The following is a 26,070-nucleotide window of genomic DNA, read 5'->3' as shown; positions in this document are numbered from 1 at the left end:
AGGTAGCGTGCAGCGCCTAGCGAGAGATATCCTGCTATTCTCGCTAGGCTTATTTGAGAGGTTATCCGACGTAGGCAGCTTCAATCTGCTTGGCCTCTTGTGTTCCAAGCGTGCAGCGGACATTTGCGTGCGGATTGGCCGGATCAACGTTAGATGGTTTGCCGAAGTAATAACCTTGAACGATATCGCAGCCGCCGGCTCGCAGGATTTGGGCCTGCATTTCTTCTTCAACGCCTTCTGCTGTGATCAATACGTCAAGTGAACGGCCAAGACCGATAATCGCAGCAACGATTGCGTCGGTGTGGGCATCCTTGCCGATGTTCATGATGAAGCTGCGGTCGATCTTAATTTTGTTGAACGGGAAGCGAGAAAGGTAGCTTAGGGAAGAATAGCCCGTGCCGAAGTCATCCATGGCGATGGAAACGCCCATGTTCCCGATCTTCTTGAGTGACTTCACCACGCTGGTGGTGTCGGCAATCAGGAGGCTTTCGGTGATCTCGATCTCAAGGCGCTCTGGTGCCAGACCGGATTCTTCGAGGGCTTCTGAAATTTTCTGCTCGATCAATCCGGTCTTGAACTGTGCAGGCGAGAAGTTGACGGCGACTTTCAAGGTTGGGTCAGCCCAGCTTGCAGCGTCAGTGCAAGCCTTTTTGAGCACATATTCGCCGAGCGCTTCAATAAGGCCGGTGTCTTCGGCAATTGGGATGAAGACTTCTGGTGAGATACGGCCTTTTTCCGGATGCACCCAGCGGAGCAAGGCTTCAAAAGCTTTGAGCTTGTTGTCTGCTAGGCCAACCTGAGCCTGATACACGACTGAGAATCCGTCTAGCTTGAGCGCACGGATCATCTCTGTTTCCAGCTCACGGCGGCGTTCCAGCTCTTCATCCATGCTGGACTCGTACCAGGTGTAAGTGGAGCGGCCACCGTTCTTGGAGCGGTAGAGCGCCAGGTCAGCGCAATGGAGAAGGCGGGAGGATCGCCAAGCAGCATCGGTCGCCTGAGCGATGCCCATAGATAAGGAGATCTGGATTTCTTTGCTGTCGATGACGCAGCTGGAATTGGTGGTTGCCATGGCGCGCTGGGCGAGCACGGTGATATCGTGACTGGTGTATTCCCCCTCGATCATCACAGCGAACTCATCGCCAGAAAGACGCGAGACGAGGTGATCAGTGAAGACGAGCCGCAACCGGTCTGAAATGATCTGGAGGAATGTATCGCCAGCCGCATGGCCGTGGTTGTCGTTCACTTCCTTGAACTTATCAACATCGATGGCGATGACGTAAACATTGGAAGCTGTAATAGATGCTTTGCGGAGCGCCTTGTTTAACTCGTCAGAAAAAACGGCGCGGTTCGGCAAGTGAGTCAGTGGATCGTTGTGCGCGAGGAAGCGGATCGTTTTGGAGGTTTTCCAGCGATCATGCAGTCCTTTCCAGGCGAACATAATAGAGGCAATTGCCACGACGAGCACCAGCAGGAATGCAAAGGCCGACCCAAAGGCGATTGCGTCCATAAACACGACGGTGTTGAGCGTTGGTTTGGTGGTGAAGATAAAGCCGCCACGCGCTTTGTTTTCGTCATTTACATAAGGAATGACGACGCCAAATTTTGGTATCCGCCATTCAAGCCAGTTGAAGTTGGAGTAAATTACCAACTGTCCTGAGTTGAGTGCAGAGTGCCAGGCGTCATAAGCGGATGGATCGGACAGAATTTCGTTTACGCGGTCATTGGTCATATTCCGCGGATGGACAGCCAATGGACGACCGGGAGCGTTGACGACCAGAAGTTCGAACTCTTCAAACTGTTCTACCAGTGCCTGCTTGACTGCGGTGGCTTTGGTTGCAGGCAGTTTCCAGCTTGAAGAGATGATTTCTGTGGTTGGGGCAGAGCTGGACCCGCGCAGGCCGAAGTTTAACGGGGAAGAGGAATCCTTTTGTCCCGTGTCTTCATTGGAAGGTGCCTCGAAAGGGTGGTGTGAATTGATGATGTTGTTCGCAGTATGGAATTCTTTTTGAGCTTCACTCTTGAATAAATAATATAAAGTCGCTTGATCAATGGCATAAAAGCTTGTGGCAATGGCACCAATCACAGCAAACACTATGCCGGCGTAAAGTAATTTACGATGTGGAGGTATCGTTTCCACTTGAAATCCCCATCCCGAAACGCACGAAATAATGTGCGCTGGCAGCAGGCAACTGAGAAGTTAGTTGGCGCTGTCGCCTGTATGTGTACTTAATTAATAGCGAATATATCTGTAAAACATTACCCATGTGTTTCATGGGGCGATATTTTGAGATCAAGCTTGACTGAGGCTTGAACTGAAATCATGCAATGGGCACTTATAGATAGCAGTGGGCAAATAAAACCCAAGGGAAACAAACTATTCAGATTGATAAATAATTTGTTAGGTATAAACCTGATTTGCGGTGACTAATTATTTTGCTGTCTTTTCCGGCGAAATTGTCAAGCAGATTGAACTAGAGAGCAGGATGCCAATGAATTTTTGGGGCAGCTTTGACAAGATTGTAGGTGCACTGCAAACCGGTGGTGCCCAGTTGGTTGACCGGCTGCAGCAGCTTGTTCAGTCAGTTGGTGAAGCGCGCCGGAATGTTGCCTTTACAGTCGCTATGATCGCCTTGTCTGCGAAAATGGCAAAAGCTGATGGTGTTGTGACCCATGACGAAGTGATCGCATTTTACGATCTGTTTGAGATGCCAGCGGGTGAGGAGCGCAACGTTTCACGCCTCTTCCAACTGGCTCAGCAGGACGTGGCGGGCTTTGAGACCTATGCTTCCAAGCTCTCTGTGTTGTTTGCTGAAGATGAGACGACGCGTACGGATGTGCTGGATGGCCTCTTTTATATAGCCAAGGCAGATGGCGTTATTCATGAGAGAGAAGTTGCCTATCTCAGCCGGATTGCCGAAATCTTTGGAATTGATGCTGTTGGCTTTTCGCAGATTAAAGCCCGTCATATAAGAGGGGATGGAGATCCCTATCTGGTTCTCGGCATTGATATGGCGGCGAGTGATGAAGACGTGCGCTCTTGCTATCGCAAGCAAGTCCGGGAGACACATCCTGATCGGTTGATTGGTCGAGGTGTCCCCGAAGAGTTCGTCAAGATCGCCAGCGATAAGCTGGTTGCATTGAATAAAGCGTATGAGCAGATCTGCGCGGAACGAGGAATATGAGCGTTAAAACTGAATGCGCAGTGCCTGCGCGTCTTCGTCCATCTCCCAATCACAACGAGCGCCGCGTTCCTGCCGTTGATATGCTGATCTTGCATTACACGGCGATGGAAAGTGCTGAGAAGGCTGTTTCGTGGCTGTGCGATCCGCGCTCAGAAGTTTCCTGCCACTATCTGGTTGATGAACTGGGCATGGTTACGCAGATGGTGCCGGAAAGTCGCCGGGCCTGGCATGCTGGTGTTTCCAGCTGGAAAGGTGAGGATGACCTTAACTCTCGCAGCATTGGAATCGAGATTTCCAATCTGGGGGATCAGGAAGAGGGCACGCAAGGCTATCCTGATGTGCAGATTGAAGCTGTGATTGCTCTCGCCAAGGATATCTGTGAACGCAACAGTATTTCACCAGAGCGGGTGCTTGGACATTCTGATGTTGCTCCGTCCCGTAAACAGGATCCGGGCCGTCATTTTCCATGGGCGCGGTTGGCTGAGGCTGGAGTTGGGCATTTTATTGAGCCGGTGGAACTTGAGGCTTCGAGCTTCTTTCAGGAGGGGGACGAAGGACAGCCGATTGAAGCTCTACAGTCGCTTCTGGGGCTCTATGGGTATGATGTGTTGGTCAGTGGCGTGTTTGATGAGAAGACCAAATATGCTGTTGAGGCGTTTCAGCGCCACTTCCGTCCTGCAAAAGTCGATGGAATTGCTGATGCGCAGACCATTGCGACACTGCATAGCCTGCTGAAAAAGCTAAAATCCTTCTGATTGTGATAGATGTCATTGAAATATCAGTAAAACAGGGGCTAATACGTAATTGAAATACGATTTGATTACGTAGGGGAATGTCTCTGTTTTGTTGAAAAGTTTCCTTAAGTAAGGCTGATATGCCCTGTATCAGCCTTTTTTGCGCCATAAACTAAGGTTTATGCCAGTTTTTAAACATTAAAATTGTAACTTTTCGTGATCAGACCTGTCTGATTTTCGTCTCATCTTCTGAAGATAAACACTCCTGCTCAAAACATGATTGCCAGGAAATGAAGATGAACCTTACAAAAATAAAAAATAACGTAGTAATCCCCGTTCTTGCTGCAAGTGTTATGCTCGGCGGTGTTGTGAATACCAATGTCTTCTCTGATGAAGCTGAAGCAGCTACTAAAAAGGGAAGCTACGTCAAGCTGATCGAACAGAAAGCCAAGAAGCACGGTGTCCCGCACCACATCGCGAAGGCTGTTGTTGAAGTGGAAAGTAACTTCAACGCAAGAGCCCGCGGCCTTGCTGGTGAAGTTGGTCTCATGCAGATTAAGCCATCTACCGCACGTGGTATGGGTTATCGCGGTTCGACCAAAGCACTTTATAAACCAGAAAACAACATCGAATGGGGCATGCGATATCTGGCTGGTGCTTATAAGCGCGCTGGCGGAGATCTTTGTGGAACCATTTTGCGCTATAACGCTGGCCATTATGCCAAGCGTATGAACCGGATTAGTGCCAAGTATTGCAAGCGCGTTAAGGATATTATTGCACGCAGCTAAATGCATCTTGCATATTCGGGCGGGGGACGGTAAGTTCCCATTCAAAGTTTCTTAGAATTTTACGAATGTCTGACCGACGGTCAGTCTGTCTGCAAGGACATATCAGGGTGGTTGACCGGGCAAAGTCAACCACCCTAACTCTTAAAATTTTAGGCGAATTCCCCGAAAATTAGGCGAACTTTCGAGCTGCATTTGTTGGCGAAGCGGGCACCTTCACGCCATCCAGTAGTTTCCCATCATCAATAGGCTGACCGAGTGACGTTGTGACCGGAACAACGCCAGCCCAATAGGGCAGTGCGTAATCTTCCTCATCGTCAACTGGTGCGCCCTGACGGATTTTTGCTGAGGCATGTTCAATCTCGATTGCGATAACACCTGTCGAGATCTGTTCTTTCTCCGTCATCGGGCGGACCTCATCCCATCTGCCAGGCAGAAGGTGCTCGGTGATGGCCTTGAGGGAGTCCCATGCTTCCTGATGGTCAGTTACCAGGCGGGCGGTGCCGTGAATGACGGCGGTTCGGTAATTGACGGAGTGGTGGAAAGCTGATCGTGCAGCAACAATGCCGTCGATGAGTGTGAATGTCAGGCAGACTTGGGAGTCTTTGCTCATCTTCTTCACGATCCGCGCAGCTTTGGCACCGTGAATGTAGATAGTGCGGTCCATAACTGCAAAAGCCATGGGAATGACCATTGGGCGATCTTCGTCCATGAAGCCGACATGGACGACGAGGGAGCTCTCCAGAATTGGGAGGATTGTGTTCCAATCATAATCCGCGCGCAGACTTGTTCTGACACGAGCAAATTTAGGTGGCTTGGTTTCACGAGTGCTGGTGCTTGGCGCTGCTTCAAGTGTCATTTCTGCTGTCATTGTCTTAACCGTTTCTGGTCCCCGGTTTTGAGCGAAATCGGCAATATGGGACCAGTTGGCCCGGCAAGTGGTTTGAGTTTGTGCTCTGACTGTTTGCCGGGTTTTCTGTTTCATTTGTGCACGTTACCCCCGCTGCGGGGCGAAGAAGTATTGTGCTGATCTGTATTCTCTGCAAAACTGGTTCCTCATATAGATCCGCTTAATCTAATTGTGGGGTGCCAGTTGTTTGAGTATGTTGTGATGATCAATCGCGAGGTCAGCACTCCGCTGTCGAGCCAGATTTATCAGCAGTACCGGGATGCAATTTTGAAGCGGCGTGTTCCTGAAGGAGAGCGGTTGCCCAGCTCACGTCAGTTGGCGACCAGCCTTTCCGTTTCTCGCAACACAGTGAACACGGCCTATGATTTGCTGCGCTCCGAAGGGCTGGTGGACGTGCGGTCTGGTGCACGGCCTGAAGTGGTGGCCTTGCCTGAGGTTGAAGGGGCTGTTGTTGCAGGACCTGTTCGTGAAACGACACCTCCACTTTCATCGCGTGGCAAGCGATTTTCTTGTAATCACCGTTACACGAGCCCGTCGGGGCGGGGTGTTTCCATGCAGCCGGGTGAACCTTCACGGGAGCTGTTTCCCAAAGAACAGTGGGCACGGAGTTTGCGGCGCGCAGCGCGACTGCTCAATGGCAATGCGCTTGGATACGAGCACACTTCTGGCTTGCCTGAGTTGCAACGGGTACTGGCGCGGTATCTCGCACAGGAGCGCGGCGTGGTCTGCTCTCCTGAGCAGGTTCTTGCCTTTCCAACCACACAGTCAGCGCTCTCGCTCATGTCTCAGTGCTTTTCTGAGGAAGGGGACGTGGCACTGCTTGAGGAACCGGGGTACCTGGGTGCGCGATCAGCCTTTTTTGCTGCTGGGTTGAAGGTGCAAGCTTTAACAGAGATTGATCAGGTTTCACGTGCCTCTTTGATCTATGTGACGCCTTCGCACCAATACCCAACTGGCCGGCGCATGGAGATGAGTGAGCGACTTATGTTGCTTAAACAGGCTCATGACAAAGGTGCGGTGATTTTAGAAGATGATTACGACAGTGAGTTCTTGTTTGAAGGGCGGCCGATTGCAGCGCTTCAGGGGCTGAGTGATCGTCACTCTGTGATCTATATCGGTACCTCTGCAAAGTCGCTCATGCCGGGTATTCGGCTTGCTTATGCGGTTGTTCCTAAAGAGCATGTGGTGGGATTGGAGTTGGCGCAGCGGGTATCGGGTGCACTGGCTAATGTGCATGTACAGATGGCCTTTGCTGATTTCATCGAGAGCGGGCACTTTCGGGCGCATCTGAACAAGATCCGCAGTGCTTACCATGAAAACGGTGTTGCGCTGTGCCAGTTGATCGGGGAGCGTTTTGGCAATCAGGTTGGTGTTTCCATGCCAACCGGAGGCTTACAGACTTGCCTCTATCTGCCGGAGACCTGCGATGATGTGGCTGTTGCGGACCTGATGAACCAGAAAGGTTTTGGAGTTAATCCGCTTTCTGTATTTTATCTTGGCGCACCGCAGAGGGGACTTGTTGTTGGGTTTGCAGAGGCGAATGAGAAGCTGCGGAATGGCTTTGTTCAAGCTCTTGAGCAAGCAATGGAACTGAGCGGAGATCGTGTGCAAGCGTAATTCTTTGCTTGACCTTTTTCCTTAGGCTCCGTAGTTCAGGTGCACCAGTCGGCCGGACGGTTGCTGCTGCAAGTGCTGAAAGGCCGCAGTGGAGGAAAGTCCGGGCTCCATGGAGACACGGTGCCGGATAACGTCCGGCGAGGGTGACCTCAGGGAAAGTGCCGCAGAAAGCAAACCGCCAGTGCATGCATTGGTAAGGGTGAAAGGGTGGGGTAAGAGCCCACCGCGTTTTTGGCAACAAAAACGGCATGGTAAACCCCACCGGGAGCAAGACCGAATAGGGGCGGCGCGGAAGTTTACTTCCAGTCATGTTTCCAGACCTGACCGCCCGGGTGGGTCGCTAGAGGTGTTCAGTAATGGGCATCCCAGATGAATTGCCGTCGCGTACAAGGGTAACATCTTGTGCCTTACAAAACCCGGCTTACAGGCCGACTGGTATTTTTCTTTATACATCGCTTGTCAGCAGCTTGTAGCCTGCAAAGGTGAAGAAGCTGCCGAGCAGTCCTTCGATCCATCTCCGAGCCCTTCGGTAGGCTGCGCTTTTGAAGGCGTAACAAATTTGGAGCGGATTGTAGGCCGTTAGCGGTGCTGTCGTATGATCAGCCAGATTGCCTCGTTGCTGTGATGACCAGTTCGCGAATGTTTACGGTTTGGGGCTGATTGTAGGCAAATAGGGTCGCGTCGGCCACGTTTTGTGGGTCAAGTGCACCACCGATTTGCCGTTTCTGTTCTTCGTAGTCTTCGCGGATTTTTGCATCGCGTGTGCTGGAAGGGAGGGGTGTTTCAACCAGACCTGGTACGATGGTGATGACACGGACGTTGTGGCCTGCCACCTCTTGCCGTAATGCTTCGCTGAGGCCGTGGATTGCGACCTTCGTGGCGCCATAAGCCGCACGCATGGGGAAGGGCTTCTTCGCAGTCATGGACCCTATGTTGATGATGGTGCCAGAGCCGCGTTGGTACATTGCTGGCAGCACTGCGTGGATGCCGTTGAAGACACCGCGCAGGTTCACGTCGATCATTGTCTCCCAATCTTCTGGATTTTGATCTTTAAGCTCGCTCAAGAACATGCAGCCTGCGTTGTTGATGATGGCATCTGCCGGACCTAAAGCTTGCTCGGCATGGCGGATGGCCTTGATCATGTGCTCTCGGTTTGTGACGTCGACTTTGCTGCAGATCGTGTTGGGAAGGTCCATCGCCATCATGGGTTCCGTGCGTCTTGCCAAGAGCAACAGAGGGTGCCCGTCTTTGCTGAAGGTTTTTGCAAGGGCTGCACCGATACCTGAGCTGGCACCTGTGATCACAACAAGAGGCTTCGTCATGGGTCTGCTTATGTTCCGATCATTGTGAGCGGGATGATCTTTCAATTCATTAGCCAAAATAGTTTTCTGAAGCTTGTTGGGAGCGCGTAAAGTTTGCTTCTATTCGTTGGTGTGCCACACTCGGCGCGTTGGGGCTTACTGGTTTGTTGGAGATGCTGGAATGCTGTTGGGGGAGTTGAGTTCCACTTTGATACCGGAAATGGTGACGATTCCTGCCGGTGTCCTTCTTCAGAAAGATGATCGTAAAAGGGAGCGATGGACAGCTCAGGTTCAGTCGTTTGATACTTCGAAATATCTGGTTACACAGGCGCTGTATGCGTCTGTTCTGAATGAGCGGCCCTCTCAGTTTACTGGTGATGATTTGCCCGTTGACTCTGTCAGCTGGTTTGATGCGGTCAGGTTTTGTAATGGCCTTTCTGAGCGGTATGGCCTGAAGCCTTACTACCTTGAGCATGGAGACGGGCTGGTTGATCGGTGCGCCATAAGCGATGGGTATCGTCTGCTGACAGATGCTGAGTGGGAGTATGCGTGTCGTGCTGGTTCTCAAGGACCGCACTATGGTGCGCTTGAAGATATCGGGTGGTTTGCCGAAAACTCAGCTGGAACTCCGCAGGCAGTAGGGTGCAAAGAGCCGAATGAGTTTGGGCTCTACGATATGTTGGGCAATGTTTGGGAGTGGTGTTGGGATCTTTATGATCCAGCTGTTTATGGAGAGTACCGCGTGTTCAAAGGTGGTGGTTGGGCAGATGATGAACGGGGTTGCCTTGTCACCAACAGACGGCGTAGCCACCCAACCTTTCGTGTTGAGGACCTGGGTTTTCGTGTTGCGCGGTCAATAAAGTAAGTTGCTTGCTGGCAAGGAAGCCTCTGTCCAAGAAAAACACCGGTATTGTCTTGCAAGCTTGACTGCTCCAACGCAATCAATTACCCAAGATCTGATTTGTGTATACAGTGGAATACAAAATGGATTTTTGGGTTTGGGTTTCTTTTGTACTGATTTCTGCGGCGAATATTGTGACGCCTGGACCAGCGATCCTTAATACCGTGCGACGGGCTGCGCAGTTGGGGATGGGGCGGGTTCTGCCGACTATTCTCGGCAATACACTTGGGCTTGCGATTGCGGGTGCATTTTGCGCGGGTGGTGTGGTGAGTTTTGTGCTCACCTCTGAGATTTTGTGGAGTGTGTTCCGATGGATGGGTGTTGGGTATCTGGTCTGGCTTGGGCTTAAGTTTGTCTTCAAGCGTGAGGAGATTGATTTATCAGGGGATGTCAGCGTTTCTGTATCTGGATTGACACTGTTCTGGGAAGCATTTTTGCTGGCGGTGACCAACCCAAAAGCGATCCTGTTTTTTGTTGCTCTGTTCCCACAAGTTATGAGCTCTGAGTTGGCCCTGCTGCCACAGGCCAGTATTCTTGTTGCAACGTTTTGCGGAATCTCTGTCCTATCTTTAAGCGGGTATTCTGCGTTGGCCTCGTTGTTGCGGGCGCGCTTTATTACTCAGGCTCGGTATCGCCGGTTCCGTGTGTTGTCGGGCTTTGTTCTTTTTGGGTTTGCAGGGAAAATTGCGAGTGAGGTGCGGTAAAAGCGGTTTGCTTTTGCTCCTATGGCAGTGTTCCAACTTGAAAGTTGAAGGGGCTTCGCGCAGATAGAAGGTAACTGCAAGGAGATCTTCTATGAGAACAGAATTTGATCAGGAACTGGAAGAGCGCCTCGTTCGCTATGCGGCTATTGATAGCCAGAGCAATGAGACGTGTCCGGAGTCCCCAAGCTCTCAGATCCAGCTTGATGTACAAAAGGTGCTGCGTGCTGAGCTGATGGAGATTGGTGCCAGTGACGTTGAGCTGACTGAATACGGCGCTGTTCTTGCCACTATTCCTGCAACTATCGAGACTGATGCACCCGTGATTGGCCTGCTGGCGCACGTGGATACCGCCCCGGCCTACCATGCAGAGGGTGTGAAGCCGCGCGTTCATCGTGCTTATGATGGTTCTGCAATTTCCTTCCCGGATGCCTCTGAGTTGTCCCTGTCTCCTGAGAACTCCCGTTATCTTGGTGAGAAAATCGGTGATGACATTATCACCGCCAGTGGAAGTACGTTGCTGGGTGCGGATGACAAGGCCGGTGTTGCTATCATCATGTGTCTTGCACGTCATTTGCTTGCAAACCCTCAGATCCCTCATGGCAAGCTCCGTATTGCGTTTACGCCGGATGAAGAAATCGGGCGCGGTGTGCATGACAAGTTGCCTGGCGCTCTGGGTGCGGATTTTGCTTACACGCTGGATGGCGGCAAAGTGGGCGAGCTGAACTATGAGAACTTCTGCGCTGATGGTGCGACAGTAAAGATCACTGGCGTTTCCGTGCATCCTGGTTATGCGAAGGATAAGCTGGTCAACGCGTTGCATCTGGCAGGCAAGATCATCACCATGCTACCGCATGCGACGATGACACCTGAGACCACTGATGGTCGTGATGGCTTTATCTTTATTGCCGACATGGTGGGGAATGCAGCTGAAGCGGAACTGCATTTTGTGCTGCGTGATTTTGAGCTGGAAGGTCTGGAAGCGAAAGCTGATCTGCTGGAGCAGGTATGTGCTGCAGTTCAGGCTACTGAGCCGCGTGCTTCCATCTCTTGTGAGGTCAAAGAACAGTATCGCAACATGCACCATTGGCTGCGTGATGATATGACCCCAGTTGAGCTTGCTAAGGCAGCTTATGAGGACATGGGCTTGAGTGTATCTGCCAAGCCGATCCGTGGCGGAACCGATGGTTCTGTGCTGACCGCGAAGGGGACATCCTGCCCGAACATCTTCACCGGCATGCAGGAAATCCATGGGCCGCTGGAATGGATCAGCGTGCAGGACATGGCATGTGCGATGCAGGTGTGCCTTAAGCTTGTTGAGCGCGCTGCGAAGTAAGAGGCCCCTAAAAACCGCTTCATGAGAACATGGAACCGTCGGCTATTTGGTCGGCGGTTTTTTCTTTGCTGGTTTCCGCCTGTCCGATGCCTTGAGCATGCGTTGGAAGGAAGGGCACTCCATATGGCTCGGGGCAGGGCAGTCGGCCACGTGGTGCAGGACATCGCGCAGGGCTGTGAGTTCCTTGATTTGCTCATCAATCAGATCGGCACGTTCACGGATCTGCTCTCGCGGGATCTGGAGCTGACCCTTTTCAGAAAACATGCCTGCAATCTCTGTCAGTGAAAATCCACCAGCCTTGGCGAGTGTGATCAGAGAGAGTTTCGTTAGGATTTGCGGCTCGTACTGACGTCGGAGACCGTGCCGCGTTATGGATTGAATGAGCCCGACTTCCTCATAATATCGCAGTGTGGAGGGCTTCACGCCTGAGCGTTCGGTGATCTCTCCAATATCCAGCAGTTTCATACTTGACCTCAAGTTGACTTGAAGTCGTATCCTGATCTCAACAGGGTAATTTTGCAAGAGGATAAGCAAATGAAACAAGTGCACGTGGAGCCCGAACAACAGGTCTGGAAAGACCCCAGAGCGATTGCTCTTTTAATGGCGGCTACTTTAACGGTCATGGCGAACGCGACGATCAGTCCTGCTCTTGCTGGATTGGAGGAGATGTTCCGGGATGATCCAAATGTTCTTTGGTTGTCCCGGCTTCTGGTCTCAACGCCTTCGCTGACTGTTGTTATCTGTGCCCCGCTGGCTGGAGTGATCGCAGATCGCTATGGTCGGCGGGCACTGTTGCTTACAGGTGTCCTGCTGTTTGCTGTGATGGGAAGTGCCGGCATGATCCTGCCGGACCTGACGAGTATATTGATGAGCCGATTGGGTCTTGGCATTGCAGTTGCCATGGTGATGACGGCGCAAACAGCTTTGATCGGTGACTACTTTGTCGGCAACCAGCGCAGCTCTCTGATGGGGCTACAGACGTCGGCTCGTAACTTTGGCGGTTTTCTCTTTATCTCAATGGCTGGCTTGCTGGCTGTTACTTCTCCGCGGTTACCGTTTGCGATTTATGGGCTTGCGTTGCTCATGGTGCCGTTCTTGTGGCGTTATATCAGCGAACCGGTGAAGCACTCTGCAGCTGCAAAGAAGGCTGCAAGTGCAGAAGACGACGGATCTCCGGCTTGGGTCTGGCTGCTGGCGGCATTGGCTTTACTGCAAATGCTGACCAATATGATCTTCTTCCTTATGCCGACACAGCTGCCGTTCTTTCTGGATGCTCAAGGTTATGACAGTGCGACTATGACAGGTGCTGCGCTGGGTGCGTTGATGCTGACTGGTGGCACGGCAGCTCTGCTTTACGGGCGGATTAAAGCGCGTGTTGGTTACAGTGGGGCATTTACGCTGGCCTACGGATTCATGGCGATTGGGCTGATGTTGCTGACCCTTCAGAAAACCTGGAGCGTGTTCCTGGGGACCGCTGCGATGGGTGCTGGGTATGCGCTTGCGATGCCGAACTTTCCAGCTATCGCCCTTCAGGTAGCTCCGAGCTCGCGGCGTGGTATGGCAGGTGGGGTGCTGACTTCCTCTGTTTTCCTTGGTCAGTTCCTTTCTGTTTTTGTCAGCATTCCTTTGATTGCTGCGGTTGGATTTGCCGGGACGTTTCGGATTGTGGCTACTGCGCTGACCTGCATGGCGCTTATCGGCTTACTCGTCTTTATCTGGCGCTCGGTTCGTAAGGCAGCAACGGCGTTTGTGCGGATGGAAAACTGAGTGTGATGAACTTACGAGAGCGTCAGCTTTTGAGCGTGTTAAGCGCATTTTTTGTTGATGCTCTCGATCGCTCTGGAATAGTACGTAGACCGTGCAAAACGAAACTGTCATGGTGCTCTGATTGCCGCAAAATATATGCGGCGGGATGAGCGCTTAAAGCAGTGAGAGCGAGCCGGAACAAGGTAAGCAGCTTTAGGCGATGTAATGCCTTTGACATGCAAGACATGTAAGAGCAAAGGCATAACTGAAAGCAGTGCCTTTTGAGGCCTTATCTTGGAATAGCCGCATGAGTGATTTGCCGGTTTTAGGCGCAGCAATGTGCGTCAAACATCTTCCCCAACATCGTGAATGGTTGCTGGAGCTGCCTCGGGATCTTGAGCTGCAGGATTTCTATAATTGGAACTTGCTGGACAATGGGTGTGATGACCTGGTTGCAGAAGCAAAGAAGCTTCTGGATGGCCATGAGGGACGCCTCGGTCTGCATGGTCCGTTCTGGAACCTGGACCTTTCTGCGGCTGATCCGCTGTTTCAGCAGGCTGTTCGCAAGCGTCTGGATCAAGGCATTGAGTTGTGTGCCAAAATGGGTGCAGACCAGATGGTGTTGCACAGTCCTTACACGATCTGGGATCACAACAACCTCGATCTTTATGACAATGGTCGTCAGATGAAGCTGGAAATGATCCATGCGAACCTGAAGGATGTTGTTGCCAAGGCGGAGGACATGGGCTGTGTCATCGTGTTGGAGAACATCGAAGACCTGGACCCGTCCTACCGGGTGGAGATCCTGAAGAGTTTTGAGAGTGAAGCTTTGGCGCTTTCGATTGATACCGGACATGCTCACTACATGCACTCCTGCTATGGCGCGCCGCCGGTTGATTACTTCATCAAGTCAGCAGGCGATGCTTTGCAGCATGTGCATATTCAGGACATTGATGGTCATGCTGACCGCCACTGGAATCCGGGTGAGGGTTCTATTCCGTGGGAGCCTCTGTTTGCAGAACTGGCAAAACTGAAGAGCAATCCACGCCTGATCCTTGAGATCATGGATGAGACCACTTTGCGCAAAGGTGCAGACTATCTGGTTGGGTTAGGTCTCGCCAGATAACGGGAGGTTTGCTCCCTGTGATGAGATATGGGGTCGGCAGTGCTGCCGGCCTCCTTTGTTTGAGCGATCAAAGTAACCAGTAAAACCAATTGTGATCGCAGTGTGTGACGTGCCTTCCCGGTGGGATTTATCGACTCAGGACAATCTTGGGTAGGTATGGGAAATTGCCCCACCGTCCTCAGAATGGGCATGGAATTTCATGGTCCGGCATGGGAAAACCGGGGTTTAGCCAAGGCTGATAGGTTAAAATCACTAGAGCCAATCGGCGAAATTCTTTCTTCGACCTCTGTAAAAACTGTGAGTACTTCTGGTTGTAATCGTATTTTGGATGCGTGTAACTCGCAGAAATCCCTGCGTAAACTCCTATCAATACTTCGTTTACCATAATTGGTGATAACTAGCAGATGTTAAGGGGCATTCTTTTCGGTTTGGGCTGGTGGGTTCATTGACGTCCCATGCTATCCCATGGTATCCCATAGGCTCCCGGGATATTCCGGTTTGTACTTCAGTAATCTTGTTGTTTTTGCCTGATTTGAGCGCTGGCTCTCCAAGGAGTGGAGAGTTGTTTGATGTGCCGCTGACAGATCAAGAAGATCTGGCTCATTAAAGAGGGGACCAATGGCTGGTTTTGTTTCGCACTTCACCAATCGGGTGGATGCAAAGGGTCGTGTATCGATCCCTGCACCCTTTCGTGCGGCGTTGGCGAAAGACGGCTTTGAGGGACTCTACTGTTTCCCATCTCCTTTTCAGGAGGCGGTTGATGCGGGCGGTAACGGACTTACAGCGGAAATCCAGAAACGACTTGATGCGTTTTCAACGCTCTCAATGGAGTACGACGCTCTGTCCACGGCGCTTTACGGCGCAAGTGAAACCCTGAAAATTGATCGGGATGGCCGGATTGTTCTTTCTGAGATGATCCGCAACCACACCGGCATTGATGGCGAAGTCACGTTTGTTGGGCAGGGGTTTAAGTTTCAGATTTGGGAACCGACAAGGTTCTCCAAGCACCGCGACGAGGCTATGAAGCGGGCGCTTGCAGTATTGTCTTCCGGCGGTGCGCCGGGGACAGCAGCCGGAGGGGCACTATGATGACGGGCGGCGACGGAGACAAATCCGGTATCGCTGGCGGACCAGCGCGTCACATTCCAGTCCTTCTGGAGCGGGTGCGGGAGGCAATGGCCCCCGCGCCGGGTGATGTGATTATTGACGGCACGTTCGGTGCCGGTGGTTACTCCAGGGCTTTTCTTGAGGCTGGAGCCAGTGTGATTGGCGTTGATCGGGATCCGGATGCGATCCGTGATGGTCGCGTTTTGGAGCAAGAGTCCGATGGACGCTTGCAACTGGTTCACGGCCAGTTTGTCGATCTTGAAGACCATGCACGTGCACTTGGCTATGATGCCGTAGACGGTGTGGTAATGGATCTTGGCGTGTCTTCCATGCAGTTGGATCAGGCGGAGCGTGGTTTCTCGTTCCGGTTTGATGGACCGCTGGATATGCGCATGGAGCAGGATGGTCCAAGTGCGGCGGATGTGGTGAATACCATGGAGCGTCAGCATTTGACTCGCATCATCGGGATGCTTGGCGAAGAAAAGCGTGCTTCCAGTGTTTCCCATGCCATTTGTCAGGCGCGTGAAGAGAAGCCTTTTGAGACGACGCTTGAGCTTGCTCGCGTTATTGAGAAGGTGGTGAAGCGTAATCCGAAAAAGGCCAGCATTCATCCGGCAACGCGGACCTTTCAGGCGCTACGTATCTATGTGAATGGTGAGTTGCATCAGGCGGCTGGTGCTCTTGCTGCTGCTGAGCGGATTTTGCGTCCGGGTGGGCGTCTGGTTGTTGTGACGTTCCATAGTCTGGAAGATCGTATTGTGAAGCGGTTCCTTGCGGATCGCTGCAAGACCCGCGGTGGCGGATCCCGCCATATGCCGGAGATGGATATTCCTCCTCCGACTTTCGAATTTATCGTGAAGGGCAATCAGGATGCCAGCGTTGAGGAGATTACTGATAATCCTCGCGCACGTTCTGCTCGTTTGAGAGCTGGACGGCGGTTGGATACGCCTTCACGGGAGTTAGATATTCATGCGGCAGGCGTTCCGCGCCTTGCTTCATTCCACGGTCTAGGAGGCTAAGCTATGCTGCGCTTCGTAAATCTGTTCTTTATTGTTGCGGTGGTTATTGGTGCTGCGCTCGTTTACGACATCAAGATGTCTAACGAAAACCTTGCCGATCAGGTGCGTCAGCTTTCTGCTGAGATTGCTAAGGAAAAAGACGATATCCGTTACTACAAAGCCCAGTGGAGTGTGCTTAATCAGCCGGGGCGTTTGCAGGGTATCGTTGATCGTTACAACGATATTTTGAAGCTTGAGCCACTGCGTGCGGAACAGATCACGACACTGAAGGCGTTGCCGGTTAGACCTGTTCTGATGGAGCCAGTCTCTGCTGATGCGATGAGCGGTTACGCCAGTCGCGTTACATCCGTACAGTAAGGGAGGGGCTCGTGGCCAGGAAAGCTGACAGCTCCTTTTTGCGGCGGTCTAATGTGAACCAAAAGCACGGCACAAGTGCGATCCGGCTTCGTGGTCCGGGGCGCTCGCGCATTTTCTTTGCAATGACTATTTTTGTGTTTGTGTACGGGGCTATTGCCGGTCGTCTGATCCTGCTTGGTTTGCAGGATGGGGACCCTGCTGAGCGGTTCCTTGCTGCGCAGAGTTCTGTTGCTCAAGCGCGCCCTGATATTGTTGACCGCAATGGTGAAATCCTCGCGACCGATATCAAGAGTGCTGCGCTTTATGCTGAGCCGCGCAAGATCCCTGATACAGATGAAGTCTTTGACGGGCTGATCTCAGTTCTGCCGGAGCTGGATACGCCATCCATCAAGAAGCGTCTTGAGAGCAATGCGCTGTTTACGTGGCTCAAGCGCGAGATCTCCGTTGAGCAGCGACAGGCCATTCATGCGCTGGGTCTGCCGGGTGTTGGCTTCCGTGAGAGCAATAAGCGGTTTTATCCGGGTGGTCAGACGGTCAGTCACATTCTTGGAACTGTGAATGTCGACAATCAAGGCCTCTCTGGCATGGAGAAGTATGTCGATCAGGCGTGGTTGAAGGATCTGCAAGATCTTGGCTTTACGCAGGATCGGACCATGGAGCCCGTCAAGCTTTCGGTTGATCTGCGTGTTCAGCATGCAGTGCGTGATGAGTTGCGCCGTTCCATGGAGTACTACAAGGCCAAAGCGGCCATGGGTGTGGTGCTGAAAACGGACACCGGTGAAGTGATCGCCATGACGTCGCTGCCGGATTTTGACCCGAACAACCGTCAGCAAGCGCTTGAAAAAGAACGTATGAACCGGGTGACTGGTGGTGTGTTTGAGATGGGCTCCATCTTCAAGGGTATTACCATTGCGATGGCGCTGGATAGTGGCAAGGTGAAGCTGGAAGATGGCTTTGATGCCACCAAACCTATCCGTGTTGCAGGTCAGAAGATCGATGACTTCCACGGGAAGCGCCGTGTTTTGTCCGTGCCTGAAGTTTTCATTTACTCCTCCAATATCGGCACCATCAAAGTCATGCAGAAAGCTGGCATTGAGGAGCAGAAGGCGTTTTTGAAAAAGATTGGGCTGACCCAGAAAATGAAGACCGAGATACCGGGCGTTGCGCGGCCTCTGCTTCCACCGAAGTGGAATGACCTTGCTGCAATGACGATCTCTTTTGGTCATGGCTTGGGCATCACGCCGCTGCAGATGGCTGTTGCGGGTGCGACGCTGGTCAATGGCGGTAAATATCTTGAACCAACGTTCCTGCCTCGCAGTGAGGAAGAAGCTGACAAGCTTGCTAAACAGGTTCTGAAACCACAAACCAGCGAGATCCTTCGGTATCTCAACCGTGAAAATGTCCTGCGTGGATCCGGGCGGCGTGCTGCTGTGCCGGGTTATGATGTTGGCGGTAAGACTGGAACAGCGCAGAAAGTTGTGAATGGCCGTTATGCTGAAGGTGTTTATCTGAACTCCTTTATGTCGGCGTTCCCGATGTCCAATCCTGAGTATCTCGTTTTGATTGTTTTGGATGAGCCACAAGCCGTGGAAGGGCAACGTTATTCTACTGCAGGGTGGAATGCTGTGCCAACCACTGCATCTGTTATCCGCAGAATTGCACCAATGCTCGGCGTGGTGCCTGATTTCGCAGATGACGCAGAAACAATTCCGGTTTCCTATCAGAACCGGAACTAAACAGGAGAATTGATTGAGGCAATACACGGAGATTTTGGGGAAATATGAAGACAACTGTCCTCCAAATCTGGTTTGCCACATTCATGTCTCATAGGCCGGACATATCGACGCTATGTTGCTTAAAGACCTTACAAAACAAGAGATAATCTCCGCCGAGGGCGATGGGCCAGACGGGGTTGATACTCTTAATATTTCGGGGCTTACTGCTGATAGTCGAGCAGTGGAGCCCGGTTTTGTTTTTGCTGCCCTTAAGGGCGCGAAAGTTGATGGTGCGCAGTTTATCGAGCAAGCCGTGGACGCGGGTGCTGCTGCCATTTTGATTGATGCGGACAGACTTTCTGATGATATTCGCAAGCAAGCCAAACAGGTTCCGCTGATCGCTGCACAAGATGCGCGCCGGGAACTTGCTTTGATGGCGGCTGCTTTCTCTGGCAAACAGCCTGAGAAGATGGTTGCTGTGACAGGCACTGCGGGCAAAACGTCTGTTGCTGTTTTCGTGCGTCAGATCTTTGAATATGCCGGGCTGGTTTCTGCCAGTCTTGGAACCATTGGTACTGTCACATCGACAGGGCAGAGCTATGGCGGCTTGACCACACCTGACCCTGTGTCTTTGCATGAAGACCTTAAGCGTCTGGCAGAGGATGGGATTACCCATGCGGCCCTGGAGGCGTCCAGTCACGGGTTGGACCAGCATCGTCTTGATGGCGTGCACATTGTTGCAGCTGGCTTTACCAACCTTGGCCGAGACCACATGGACTACCACCCAACGGTGGAAGACTACCTTCAGGCAAAATTGCGTTTGTTCCGCGATCTTTTGCCGGATGATGGTGTGGTTGTTGTTGATCCGGAAACGCAATTTGCTGACCGCGTTCTGGCGATTGCGGAAGAGCGCGGCCTCAAGACGTTTACGACTGGTGTTTTTGGCGATGATCTGAAAGTGCTTAGCGTTCAGCCAGAGGGCTTCAGTCAGGTTCTTGAGCTGGAAACGGCTGAGGGTGTGTTCTCTGTCGCCTTGCCGTTGGCAGGTGATTTTCAGGTGAGCAATGCCCTGATTGCTGCGGGGCTGGCTATTTCTGCTGGTGTGGAGCTTCAAACTGTTCTTGAAGCGCTGACTGTGCTGCGTGGTGCACCGGGCCGGATTGAGCATGTAGGTACACGTGAAAACGGCGCTCTGGTGTTTGTTGATTATGCTCATAAGCCGGAAGCGCTGGAGAATGTGCTTGCAGCCTTGCGCCCATTTGCGGCTGGTCGCCTGATCAGTGTGCTGGGGTGTGGCGGTGATCGGGATGCGGGTAAACGTCCGTTGATGGGCGAGATTTCTGCTCGTCTTGCTGATGTTTCCATTGTGACTGATGATAATCCGCGCACGGAAGATCCTGATAAAATTCGCGAAGAGATTGTTGCTGCTTGTCCTGCGGCCCTTGAGATTGGGGATCGTGCACTTGCCATCCGCCAGGCGGTGAAGATGCTGCAAGAAGGCGATGTGCTTTGTGTGGCCGGTAAGGGGCATGAAACAGGGCAGATTGTTGGAACGGAAGTTCTGCCTTTCTCCGACCATGAAGAAATCCAGAAAGCGCTTGCAGAAGCTTCTGCTGAAAATGGTGGGCCTCCTGTTGCTGAGAGTGATCTGCCTGAGATCTCACTTGATCTGGATGAGATGGACCTGCTGGCTGACGAAGGTGATGAGCTGGCAGCTGCAGAAGCGCTGGATGATGATGATCTGTTGGCTGCGGTGCAGGCTGGTGTTGAGGAGCTGGAAGATACTCTGCCGGAAAATCGTGATGATGCACGTGATCAAGAGGAAGAAGACTGGCTGGCGCTGGAAGAAGATGTTCTGGGCGCTGATGATCTTGCAGATGCGGAACTGGCTGATGTTGAAAGCCATGACCCTGATTTTGGCAAGGATGGCTTCCCCAATGTTGCGGAAGATACACCGGATGCACTTGAAGACGAGCTGCTGGGTGATCTAGCGGCTATCGAAGCCGAAGCCGAAGCCGAAGCCGAAGCCGAAGCCGAAGCCGAAGCCGAAGCCGAAGCCGAAGCGAACCCTGAAGTCGCGACAGTGAGTGCTGTTGAGCCGGAAGAGGCGCCAAACGCGGATGCGGATGCATTTCTTGCGGATGAAGGTCTTGAAGAGGTTGCTCCGGAGGTCACGGAAGATGTATCGCAGTCCACTCAACCCGATGAGCAGGACGGCACAGAAGCAATAGGTGGGTTACCTGCTTCTGAGGAACCTGCTGAGACGGCTGAGACTGCTGCTTTTGAGCGTAAAACCGAAGAAAAACCAAAGCTCAAGTCAGCGATAGACAAGCCTGAGTGGACTATCGTCCCCCATATCAACCTATTGGACCCGGACATTAAGTCGGAATATGAGCGGCAAATGATTGAACTGCCTGAATTAGACCGTGGGCCGCTGTGGCTGCTTAACGATTTTCTGGAGGCAGTAGATGGGGATGTTTACGGTGATCTGAGTGATGACATAACCGGAATCTCCATTGATAGCCGGGTGATCCAACCCGGTGAAGCCTTCTTCGCGATCAAGGGCGAGAACTTTGACGGTCATGCGTTCGCAGGAACAGCTGTTGAGGCCGGTGCTGCTGTGGCTGTTGTTGCGCGTGACAAGCTTGCTGAGCTGCCGGAAGGTGGCCGCTATGTGGCTGTTGATGATGTGCTTCAAGCGTTGGAGCGCCTTGGTGTGGCTGCGCGCGCGCGCTCGAAAGCGCGGATCATCGCGGTTACTGGTTCTGTTGGAAAGACAGGCACGAAAGAAGCTTTGCGTCTCTGCCTGTCCAAGTCCGGTATTACCCATGCACCTGTGGCGAGCTTCAACAACCATTGGGGTGTACCACTGACATTGGCGCGTATGCATGCTGATACTGAGTTTGGCATTTTCGAGATTGGTATGAACCACCGCGGTGAGATTACTCCACTGGTGAAAATGGTTCGTCCGCATGTGGCAATCGTGACCACTGTGGAGCCCGTGCATCTGGAAGCCTTTAACTCCGTTGAAGATATCGCGCGTGCGAAGGCTGAGATCTTCACTGGCATCGAAAAGGGTGGTGTGGCGATCCTGAACCGGGATAACCGCCAGTATGACTTGCTTCGTTATCTGGCAGCTGTGGCCGGGGTGCGGAACATTGTCAGCTTTGGCATGCAGCCGGGTGCTCAGTCCATTGCCAAAAAAGTGGCTGCAAACCCTGATTGTTCTTGTCTGAATGCCAATATTCTCGGGCAGGAGATTTCCTACAAGATCGGCGCTCCGGGTGCACACCATGTGATCAACTCACTGGGCGTGCTGACCGGGGTTATGGAGCTGGGGGCCAATCTTGCGTTTGCTGGTCTGGCCCTTGCAGAAATGTCTGCGCCGAAAGGGCGTGGTGCGCAGACCGTTCTTGATGTGAATGGTGGCACGGCGTTGCTTGTTGACGAGAGCTATAATGCCAACCCGGCGAGTATGCGCGCTGCGATCAATCTGGTGGCTGGTCTGCCCGTTGCGAAGAATGGCCGTCGCATCGCCGTATTGGGAGATATGCTCGAATTAGGTGCAGATTCCGACAAGTTGCACGCAGACCTTGCGCGTGAACTGGAGCGCGCAAAGATCGACGTGGTTTATTGTGTGGGTACTCACATGAAGGTGCTCTGGGACCTGTTGCCTGCACAGACCAGAGGCGCCTATTCAGAGACCTCCGACAAACTGGAAAAAGACCTGTTGTCGGAAGTGCGTCCCAACGACATCGTGATGGTAAAGGGCTCCCTTGGAACCCGTATGGGTCCACTTGTGGATGCCTTGAAGAAACGTTTTCCTGAACCGGCTGCAACCGGTAAGTCCTGAGGTTGACTAAATGCTATATTTGCTGGCGGAGCTTTCAGAGGTTTATCCTTCCCTGTCTGCGCTGAATGTTTTTAAATACATTACGTTCCGTACCGGCGGCGCGATTATGACTGCTTTGTTGTTTGTGTTCCTGTTTGGCCCACGCATCATTGATGCGCTGCGTTCGCGTCAGGGACATGGGCAGCCAATTCGTGAAGACGGACCCGCGAGCCATCTGCTGACAAAAAAAGGCACGCCTACCATGGGCGGCCTGATGATCCTTTCCGGGATGATTGTTGCGACGCTGTTGTGGGCTGACCTTCGCAATCCCTACACCTGGATCGTTCTGGGTGTGACTGTTGGTTTTGGCCTTATTGGTTTTTATGATGACTATCTGAAAGTCACCAAGTCTTCGCACAAAGGCTTTGGCGGTAAAGCACGTTTGGGTCTTGAGTTCCTGATTGCGGGTTTTGCGGCTTTTGCGGTGACGCTTCTGGATGCCGAGCCATTTTCCACCAGTATCGGCTTTCCGTTCTTTAAAGAGCTGACGCTGAACCTTGGTCTGTTCTTCATCCCATTCGCAGCCTTTGTTGTTGTTGGCGCGGGCAATGCGGTGAACCTGACTGATGGTCTGGATGGTCTTGCGATTGTGCCGGTGATGATTGCTGCAGCTGCTTTTGGGCTGGTTGCATACTTGACTGGTAACGCTGTGTTCTCCAGCTATTTGCAGATCCACCATGTCGCGGGCACAGGTGAGCTTGCTGTTGTGTGTGGTGCGGTGATTGGCGCGGGGCTCGGGTTCTTATGGTTCAACGCTCCGCCTGCTGCGATCTTTATGGGTGATACAGGTTCTCTTGCTCTGGGCGGTATGCTGGGTGCGATTGCGGTTGCGACCAAACACGAGATTGTTCTGGCGATCATCGGCGGTCTGTTTGTGCTGGAAGCGGTTTCTGTGATCGTGCAGGTGGCGTCGTTCAAACTGACTGGCAAACGTGTGTTCCGCATGGCGCCAATTCACCACCACTTTGAGCATCTGGGCTGGACTGAGAGTCAGGTGGTTATTCGTTTCTGGATCATTGCTGTTGTGCTGGCCCTTGTTGGTCTTGCCACACTGAAGCTGCGCTAGGAGGTTCGACACATGATCCCTATCCGTCATTTTGCAGGCAAAGAAGTCGCGTTGTTCGGGCTCGGAGGGTCCGGGCTTGTAACTGCGCGTGCGCTTGAGGCTGGTGGGGCTCGGGTTGATGTGTGGGACGATAATGAGGCCAGCGTTGCCACGGCTGAAGAGTACGGGCTTGCTGCCATTGACCTGCGTGAGGCGGATATGTCCCGCTACGCAGCGCTGGTCGTTGCTCCGGGTGTTCCGCTGACGCATCCAACACCGCATTGGAGTGTGGAGCGGGCGAGACAAGCTGGTATCCCGGTGATTGGTGATGTGGAGCTTTTCGTCAATGAGCGGGAAGGGGTTTGCCCAGAAGCGCCGTTTGTTGCCATCACTGGCACCAACGGTAAATCCACCACGACTGCGCTGATTTCGCATGTGCTCAAAGAATGCGGTATGGATGTTCAGATGGGGGGCAATATTGGCCGTCCGGTTCTGGACCTTGAAGAGTTTTCTGAGGATCGCGTCTATGTGGTTGAGGTCTCCTCCTACCAGATCGATCTTGCCCCAAGTCTTGTGCCGGATATCGGGGTGATGATGAACCTGTCGCCGGACCATCTGGACCGGCATGGGAACATGGAGAATTACGCTTCCATCAAAGAGCGGATTGTTAATGCGGCGCGTTTGGCTGTTGTTGGCGTGGACGATGAATACAGCGCTGCCATTGCGCAGCGCCGGGCGGAAAGCGGTGAGCCGGTTGAGCTGATCTCCTGCACTAAGCCTGTTGAGTTTGGTGTGTATGCTGAAGACAGTAAGGTCATTGAAGTTTTTGACGAAGAGCAGGTCGTTGTGGCTGACCTGTCTTCCTCCAACACTTTGCGTGGTTCTCATAACGGACAAAATGCATCTGCCGCTGTTGCGGTTTGTGCAGCACTTGGGCTGGAGCTTGACGAGATTGCGGGTGCGCTTGCGACCTTCCCGGGTCTTGCGCATCGTTTGATGCTGGTTGCAGAAACGGGCAAGGTTTTGTTTGTAAATGACAGCAAGGCGACCAATGCGGAAGCTGCTGCCCACGGATTAGCGGCGTTTGACCGGATTTACTGGATTGCAGGAGGTCGTGCGAAGGCGGGCGGGATTTCTTCGCTTAAAGCCTACTTCCCCAAAGTCGTGAAGGCTTATCTGATCGGGGAAGCGGCGGAAGAGTTTGAGCAGGAGCTTGCCGGATCTGTTGAGGCACACAAGTTTGGCTCTCTGGAAATGGCTGTTGAAGCTGCGGCGCGTGATGCTGCGCGGGATAAGAGCAGTGAGGCGGTGGTTTTGCTGTCTCCGGCCTGTGCCTCGTTTGACCAGTTCAAGAGTTTTGAAGTTCGCGGGGATGCATTTGTGAGCGCGGCTGTTGCTGCTGCCAAAATGCTGAAGGGTGAGGAGGCACGCTGATGGTATCACGTACGGATCGCAGTGCGTTTGCAGAGTGGCTTTGGACGATTGACCGTTACATGCTGGTCGGCATTTTCACGCTGATGGTGTCGGGGCTGGTGTTGTCTCTTGCTGCGAGCCCTCCTGTTGCAGAACGCCTTGGGCTCGAGAGCTTTTACTTTGTGAAGAAGCAGGCGCTTTTCCTTATTCCAAGCGCTGCTGTAATGCTGGGCGTTTCTGCGCTTTCCCCACGCTATATCCGCCGTGTTGCCTTGCTGGTGTTCTGCGTGATGCTGGTGCTGTTGTTGGGTACGCTGTTCTTCGGCTCTGACATTAAAGGTGCGCGGCGCTGGGTGAGCCTGTTTGGTGTTTCCATTCAACCGTCAGAGTTTATCAAGCCAGCGCTTGTGGTGATCATTGCGTTCCTGTTGTCTGAAGGGCGAAAAGCACAAGACATTCCGGGGCAGCTGATCTCCATTCTTCTGTTTGGCATTGTGGCCGCCATGCTAGTGGCGCAGCCTGACTTTGGGCAGACGATGCTGCTGACCATCGTGCTGTTTGCATTGTTCTTCCTCAACGGGCTGTCCTGGCTGGCGATTGTGCCACTCGGGATTACGGGCATTCTTGGTGTTGCCGCTGGCTTTACGTATCTGCCACACGTGCGCGGGCGCATCATGCGCTTTTTGGACCCATCTTCCGGTGATACCTACCAGATTGATAAGGCCATCGACTCCTTTATTGCCGGGGGGTGGCTTGGCCGCGGTGTGGGTGAAGGTACGGTGAAACGGATTTTGCCCGATAGCCATACGGACTTCATTTTTGCGGTGGCTGCGGAAGAATACGGCATCATCGTTTGTGTGGTGCTGGTGACAGTTTTTGCGTTTGTTGTGTTGCGTGGTCTTTATATGGCAACACAGGATCAGGACCCGTTTGGGCGTCTGGCGTCCTCCGGTCTTATCGTCATGTTTGGTCTGCAAAGCACCATCAATATGGCGGTGAACCTCAATCTTATGCCTGCGAAGGGAATGACCCTTCCGTTGATCTCGTCTGGTGTGTCGTCGTTAATGGCGATTTCCCTGACGATGGGCTTTGTGCTGGCGCTGACGCGGAAACGTCCGCAGCCGCGCAAAAACCCGATTATTACCGTTACCCGTGCTGCCCCTGTGTAGCCTGCCTAAAA

Annotated in this window: 21 protein-coding genes, 1 other RNA gene and 1 pseudogene; 19 read left to right on the top strand and 4 right to left on the bottom strand. The window is 52.7% G+C overall.

Going from position 1 to position 26,070, the window contains the following annotated elements:
* Window positions 1–61: 61 nt before the first annotated feature.
* Entirely contained in the window at window positions 62–2,140 is a 2,079-nt protein-coding gene (locus PsAD5_RS23665) for a putative bifunctional diguanylate cyclase/phosphodiesterase (RefSeq protein ID WP_208982009.1), read from the bottom strand.
* Window positions 2,141–2,492: 352 nt separating this feature from the next.
* Here PsAD5_RS23665 and PsAD5_RS23660 point away from each other — a divergent pair, with 352 nt between their 5' ends.
* From PsAD5_RS23660 to PsAD5_RS23650, 3 genes are all read left to right on the top strand, one after another.
* On the top strand, window positions 2,493–3,185 hold the full coding sequence (locus PsAD5_RS23660) for a J domain-containing protein (protein ID WP_063289957.1): 693 nt from the start codon (window positions 2,493–2,495) through the stop codon (window positions 3,183–3,185).
* The gene (locus PsAD5_RS23655) at window positions 3,182–3,940 is read left to right on the top strand and encodes a peptidoglycan recognition protein family protein (protein WP_057465710.1); all 759 of its coding nucleotides are present in this window, start codon (window positions 3,182–3,184) and stop codon (window positions 3,938–3,940) included. The genes PsAD5_RS23660 and PsAD5_RS23655 overlap by 4 nt, the downstream gene beginning before the upstream one ends.
* A 269-nt stretch (window positions 3,941–4,209) precedes the next feature.
* Window positions 4,210–4,707 carry a lytic transglycosylase domain-containing protein gene (locus PsAD5_RS23650; RefSeq protein WP_063293915.1) on the top strand — a complete coding sequence of 166 codons (498 nt, stop codon included), beginning with the start codon at window positions 4,210–4,212 and terminating at the stop codon, window positions 4,705–4,707.
* 169 nt (window positions 4,708–4,876) lie between these two features.
* Here the strand turns inward: PsAD5_RS23650 and PsAD5_RS23645 are convergent, their stop codons facing one another.
* Window positions 4,877–5,689 (bottom strand): pyridoxamine 5'-phosphate oxidase family protein, encoded by an 813-nt coding sequence (locus tag PsAD5_RS23645; protein WP_244272114.1) that lies wholly within the window; start codon window positions 5,687–5,689, stop codon window positions 4,877–4,879.
* 108 nt (window positions 5,690–5,797) lie between these two features.
* Here PsAD5_RS23645 and pdxR point away from each other — a divergent pair, with 108 nt between their 5' ends.
* On the top strand, window positions 5,798–7,231 hold the full coding sequence (gene pdxR / locus PsAD5_RS23640; RefSeq protein WP_208988789.1) for a MocR-like pyridoxine biosynthesis transcription factor PdxR: 1,434 nt from the start codon (window positions 5,798–5,800) through the stop codon (window positions 7,229–7,231).
* Window positions 7,232–7,275: 44 nt separating this feature from the next.
* Window positions 7,276–7,671: RNase P RNA component class A (rnpB, locus tag PsAD5_RS23635), an RNA gene on the top strand.
* A gap of 159 nt (window positions 7,672–7,830) precedes the next feature.
* Here the strand turns inward: rnpB and PsAD5_RS23630 are convergent.
* Window positions 7,831–8,553: an SDR family oxidoreductase gene (locus tag PsAD5_RS23630; RefSeq protein WP_063293913.1), complete on the bottom strand. Its 723-nt coding sequence runs from the start codon at window positions 8,551–8,553 to the stop codon at window positions 7,831–7,833.
* Window positions 8,554–8,713: 160 nt separating this feature from the next.
* On the opposite strand from PsAD5_RS23630, the gene PsAD5_RS23625 reads away from it, so the two are divergent.
* The 3 genes from PsAD5_RS23625 to pepT all read left to right on the top strand — a co-directional run bounded on the left by PsAD5_RS23625 (window position 8,714) and on the right by pepT (window position 11,470).
* The gene (locus PsAD5_RS23625) at window positions 8,714–9,397 is read left to right on the top strand and encodes a formylglycine-generating enzyme family protein (protein ID WP_063293912.1); all 684 of its coding nucleotides are present in this window, start codon (window positions 8,714–8,716) and stop codon (window positions 9,395–9,397) included.
* Window positions 9,398–9,516: 119 nt separating this feature from the next.
* Window positions 9,517–10,137: a LysE family translocator gene (locus PsAD5_RS23620; RefSeq protein ID WP_208980675.1), complete on the top strand. Its 621-nt coding sequence runs from the start codon at window positions 9,517–9,519 to the stop codon at window positions 10,135–10,137.
* A 91-nt stretch (window positions 10,138–10,228) separates the two neighbouring features.
* Complete coding sequence (gene pepT, locus PsAD5_RS23615; RefSeq protein WP_063293911.1) at window positions 10,229–11,470, top strand: peptidase T; 1,242 nt, start codon at window positions 10,229–10,231, stop codon at window positions 11,468–11,470.
* A 42-nt stretch (window positions 11,471–11,512) separates the two neighbouring features.
* Here the strand turns inward: pepT and PsAD5_RS23610 are convergent, their stop codons facing one another.
* On the bottom strand, window positions 11,513–11,935 hold the full coding sequence (locus tag PsAD5_RS23610; RefSeq protein ID WP_057465717.1) for a helix-turn-helix domain-containing protein: 423 nt from the start codon (window positions 11,933–11,935) through the stop codon (window positions 11,513–11,515).
* 69 nt (window positions 11,936–12,004) lie between these two features.
* On the opposite strand from PsAD5_RS23610, the gene PsAD5_RS23605 reads away from it, so the two are divergent.
* From PsAD5_RS23605 to PsAD5_RS23560, 11 genes and pseudogenes are all read left to right on the top strand, one after another.
* Complete coding sequence (locus PsAD5_RS23605) at window positions 12,005–13,237, top strand: MFS transporter (protein WP_063293910.1); 1,233 nt, start codon at window positions 12,005–12,007, stop codon at window positions 13,235–13,237.
* 286 nt (window positions 13,238–13,523) lie between these two features.
* The gene (locus tag PsAD5_RS23600; RefSeq protein ID WP_063293909.1) at window positions 13,524–14,342 is read left to right on the top strand and encodes a sugar phosphate isomerase/epimerase family protein; all 819 of its coding nucleotides are present in this window, start codon (window positions 13,524–13,526) and stop codon (window positions 14,340–14,342) included.
* Window positions 14,343–14,960: 618 nt separating this feature from the next.
* Window positions 14,961–15,431, top strand: a complete 471-nt coding sequence (locus PsAD5_RS23595; RefSeq protein WP_057465720.1) for a division/cell wall cluster transcriptional repressor MraZ — start codon at window positions 14,961–14,963, stop codon at window positions 15,429–15,431.
* Entirely contained in the window at window positions 15,431–16,468 is a 1,038-nt protein-coding gene (gene rsmH, locus PsAD5_RS23590) for a 16S rRNA (cytosine(1402)-N(4))-methyltransferase RsmH (protein WP_193757776.1), read from the top strand. Before PsAD5_RS23595 ends, rsmH begins: the two co-directional genes overlap by 1 nt.
* A 3-nt stretch (window positions 16,469–16,471) precedes the next feature.
* A complete protein-coding gene (gene ftsL / locus PsAD5_RS23585; RefSeq protein ID WP_057465722.1) occupies window positions 16,472–16,825 on the top strand; it encodes a cell division protein FtsL in 354 nt (117 codons plus the stop codon).
* An 11-nt stretch (window positions 16,826–16,836) separates the two neighbouring features.
* Window positions 16,837–18,561 (top strand): peptidoglycan D,D-transpeptidase FtsI family protein, encoded by a 1,725-nt coding sequence (locus PsAD5_RS23580; protein WP_063293907.1) that lies wholly within the window; start codon window positions 16,837–16,839, stop codon window positions 18,559–18,561.
* A 112-nt stretch (window positions 18,562–18,673) separates the two neighbouring features.
* Window positions 18,674–20,155, top strand: a pseudogene (locus PsAD5_RS28895) (UDP-N-acetylmuramoyl-L-alanyl-D-glutamate--2,6-diaminopimelate ligase); the annotation flags it as partial.
* Window positions 20,156–20,218: 63 nt separating this feature from the next.
* The gene (locus tag PsAD5_RS28890) at window positions 20,219–22,393 is read left to right on the top strand and encodes a UDP-N-acetylmuramoylalanyl-D-glutamyl-2,6-diaminopimelate--D-alanyl-D-alanine ligase (RefSeq protein WP_446737490.1); all 2,175 of its coding nucleotides are present in this window, start codon (window positions 20,219–20,221) and stop codon (window positions 22,391–22,393) included.
* 10 nt (window positions 22,394–22,403) lie between these two features.
* Window positions 22,404–23,498 (top strand): phospho-N-acetylmuramoyl-pentapeptide-transferase, encoded by a 1,095-nt coding sequence (gene mraY, locus PsAD5_RS23570; RefSeq protein WP_063293905.1) that lies wholly within the window; start codon window positions 22,404–22,406, stop codon window positions 23,496–23,498.
* Window positions 23,499–23,510: 12 nt separating this feature from the next.
* Window positions 23,511–24,911 carry a UDP-N-acetylmuramoyl-L-alanine--D-glutamate ligase gene (gene murD / locus PsAD5_RS23565; protein ID WP_063293904.1) on the top strand — a complete coding sequence of 467 codons (1,401 nt, stop codon included), beginning with the start codon at window positions 23,511–23,513 and terminating at the stop codon, window positions 24,909–24,911.
* Window positions 24,911–26,059, top strand: coding sequence for an FtsW/RodA/SpoVE family cell cycle protein (locus tag PsAD5_RS23560; protein ID WP_063293903.1), 1,149 nt, complete (start codon window positions 24,911–24,913; stop codon window positions 26,057–26,059). Before murD ends, PsAD5_RS23560 begins: the two co-directional genes overlap by 1 nt.
* The last annotated feature ends 11 nt before the right edge of the window (window positions 26,060–26,070 follow it).

The sequence above is a fragment of the Pseudovibrio sp. Ad5 genome, assembly GCF_001623095.1.
Taxonomy (GTDB): Bacteria; Pseudomonadota; Alphaproteobacteria; order Rhizobiales; family Stappiaceae; genus Pseudovibrio.
Note: the sequence above shows the minus strand (reverse complement) of the source record. Positions and strands in the feature narration are given on the sequence as shown.

What these genes read in the sequence shown, in the direction of transcription:
- PsAD5_RS23660 (WP_063289957.1), top strand. Translation starts at nt 2,493, where the DNA reads ATGAATTTTTGGGGCAGCTTTGACAAGATTGTAGGTGCACTGCAAACC.
- PsAD5_RS23655 (WP_057465710.1), top strand. Translation starts at nt 3,182, where the DNA reads ATGAGCGTTAAAACTGAATGCGCAGTGCCTGCGCGTCTTCGTCCATCT.
- PsAD5_RS23650 (WP_063293915.1), top strand. Translation starts at nt 4,210, where the DNA reads ATGAAGATGAACCTTACAAAAATAAAAAATAACGTAGTAATCCCCGTT.
- PsAD5_RS23645 (WP_244272114.1), bottom strand. Translation starts at nt 5,689, where the DNA reads ATGAAACAGAAAACCCGGCAAACAGTCAGAGCACAAACTCAAACCACT.
- PsAD5_RS23630 (WP_063293913.1), bottom strand. Translation starts at nt 8,553, where the DNA reads ATGACGAAGCCTCTTGTTGTGATCACAGGTGCCAGCTCAGGTATCGGT.
- PsAD5_RS23625 (WP_063293912.1), top strand. Translation starts at nt 8,714, where the DNA reads ATGCTGTTGGGGGAGTTGAGTTCCACTTTGATACCGGAAATGGTGACG.
- PsAD5_RS23620 (WP_208980675.1), top strand. Translation starts at nt 9,517, where the DNA reads ATGGATTTTTGGGTTTGGGTTTCTTTTGTACTGATTTCTGCGGCGAAT.
- pepT (WP_063293911.1), top strand. Translation starts at nt 10,229, where the DNA reads ATGAGAACAGAATTTGATCAGGAACTGGAAGAGCGCCTCGTTCGCTAT.
- PsAD5_RS23610 (WP_057465717.1), bottom strand. Translation starts at nt 11,935, where the DNA reads ATGAAACTGCTGGATATTGGAGAGATCACCGAACGCTCAGGCGTGAAG.
- PsAD5_RS23605 (WP_063293910.1), top strand. Translation starts at nt 12,005, where the DNA reads ATGAAACAAGTGCACGTGGAGCCCGAACAACAGGTCTGGAAAGACCCC.
- PsAD5_RS23600 (WP_063293909.1), top strand. Translation starts at nt 13,524, where the DNA reads ATGAGTGATTTGCCGGTTTTAGGCGCAGCAATGTGCGTCAAACATCTT.
- PsAD5_RS23595 (WP_057465720.1), top strand. Translation starts at nt 14,961, where the DNA reads ATGGCTGGTTTTGTTTCGCACTTCACCAATCGGGTGGATGCAAAGGGT.
- rsmH (WP_193757776.1), top strand. Translation starts at nt 15,431, where the DNA reads ATGACGGGCGGCGACGGAGACAAATCCGGTATCGCTGGCGGACCAGCG.
- ftsL (WP_057465722.1), top strand. Translation starts at nt 16,472, where the DNA reads ATGCTGCGCTTCGTAAATCTGTTCTTTATTGTTGCGGTGGTTATTGGT.
- PsAD5_RS28890 (WP_446737490.1), top strand. Translation starts at nt 20,219, where the DNA reads ATGGACCTGCTGGCTGACGAAGGTGATGAGCTGGCAGCTGCAGAAGCG.
- mraY (WP_063293905.1), top strand. Translation starts at nt 22,404, where the DNA reads ATGCTATATTTGCTGGCGGAGCTTTCAGAGGTTTATCCTTCCCTGTCT.
- murD (WP_063293904.1), top strand. Translation starts at nt 23,511, where the DNA reads ATGATCCCTATCCGTCATTTTGCAGGCAAAGAAGTCGCGTTGTTCGGG.
- PsAD5_RS23560 (WP_063293903.1), top strand. Translation starts at nt 24,911, where the DNA reads ATGGTATCACGTACGGATCGCAGTGCGTTTGCAGAGTGGCTTTGGACG.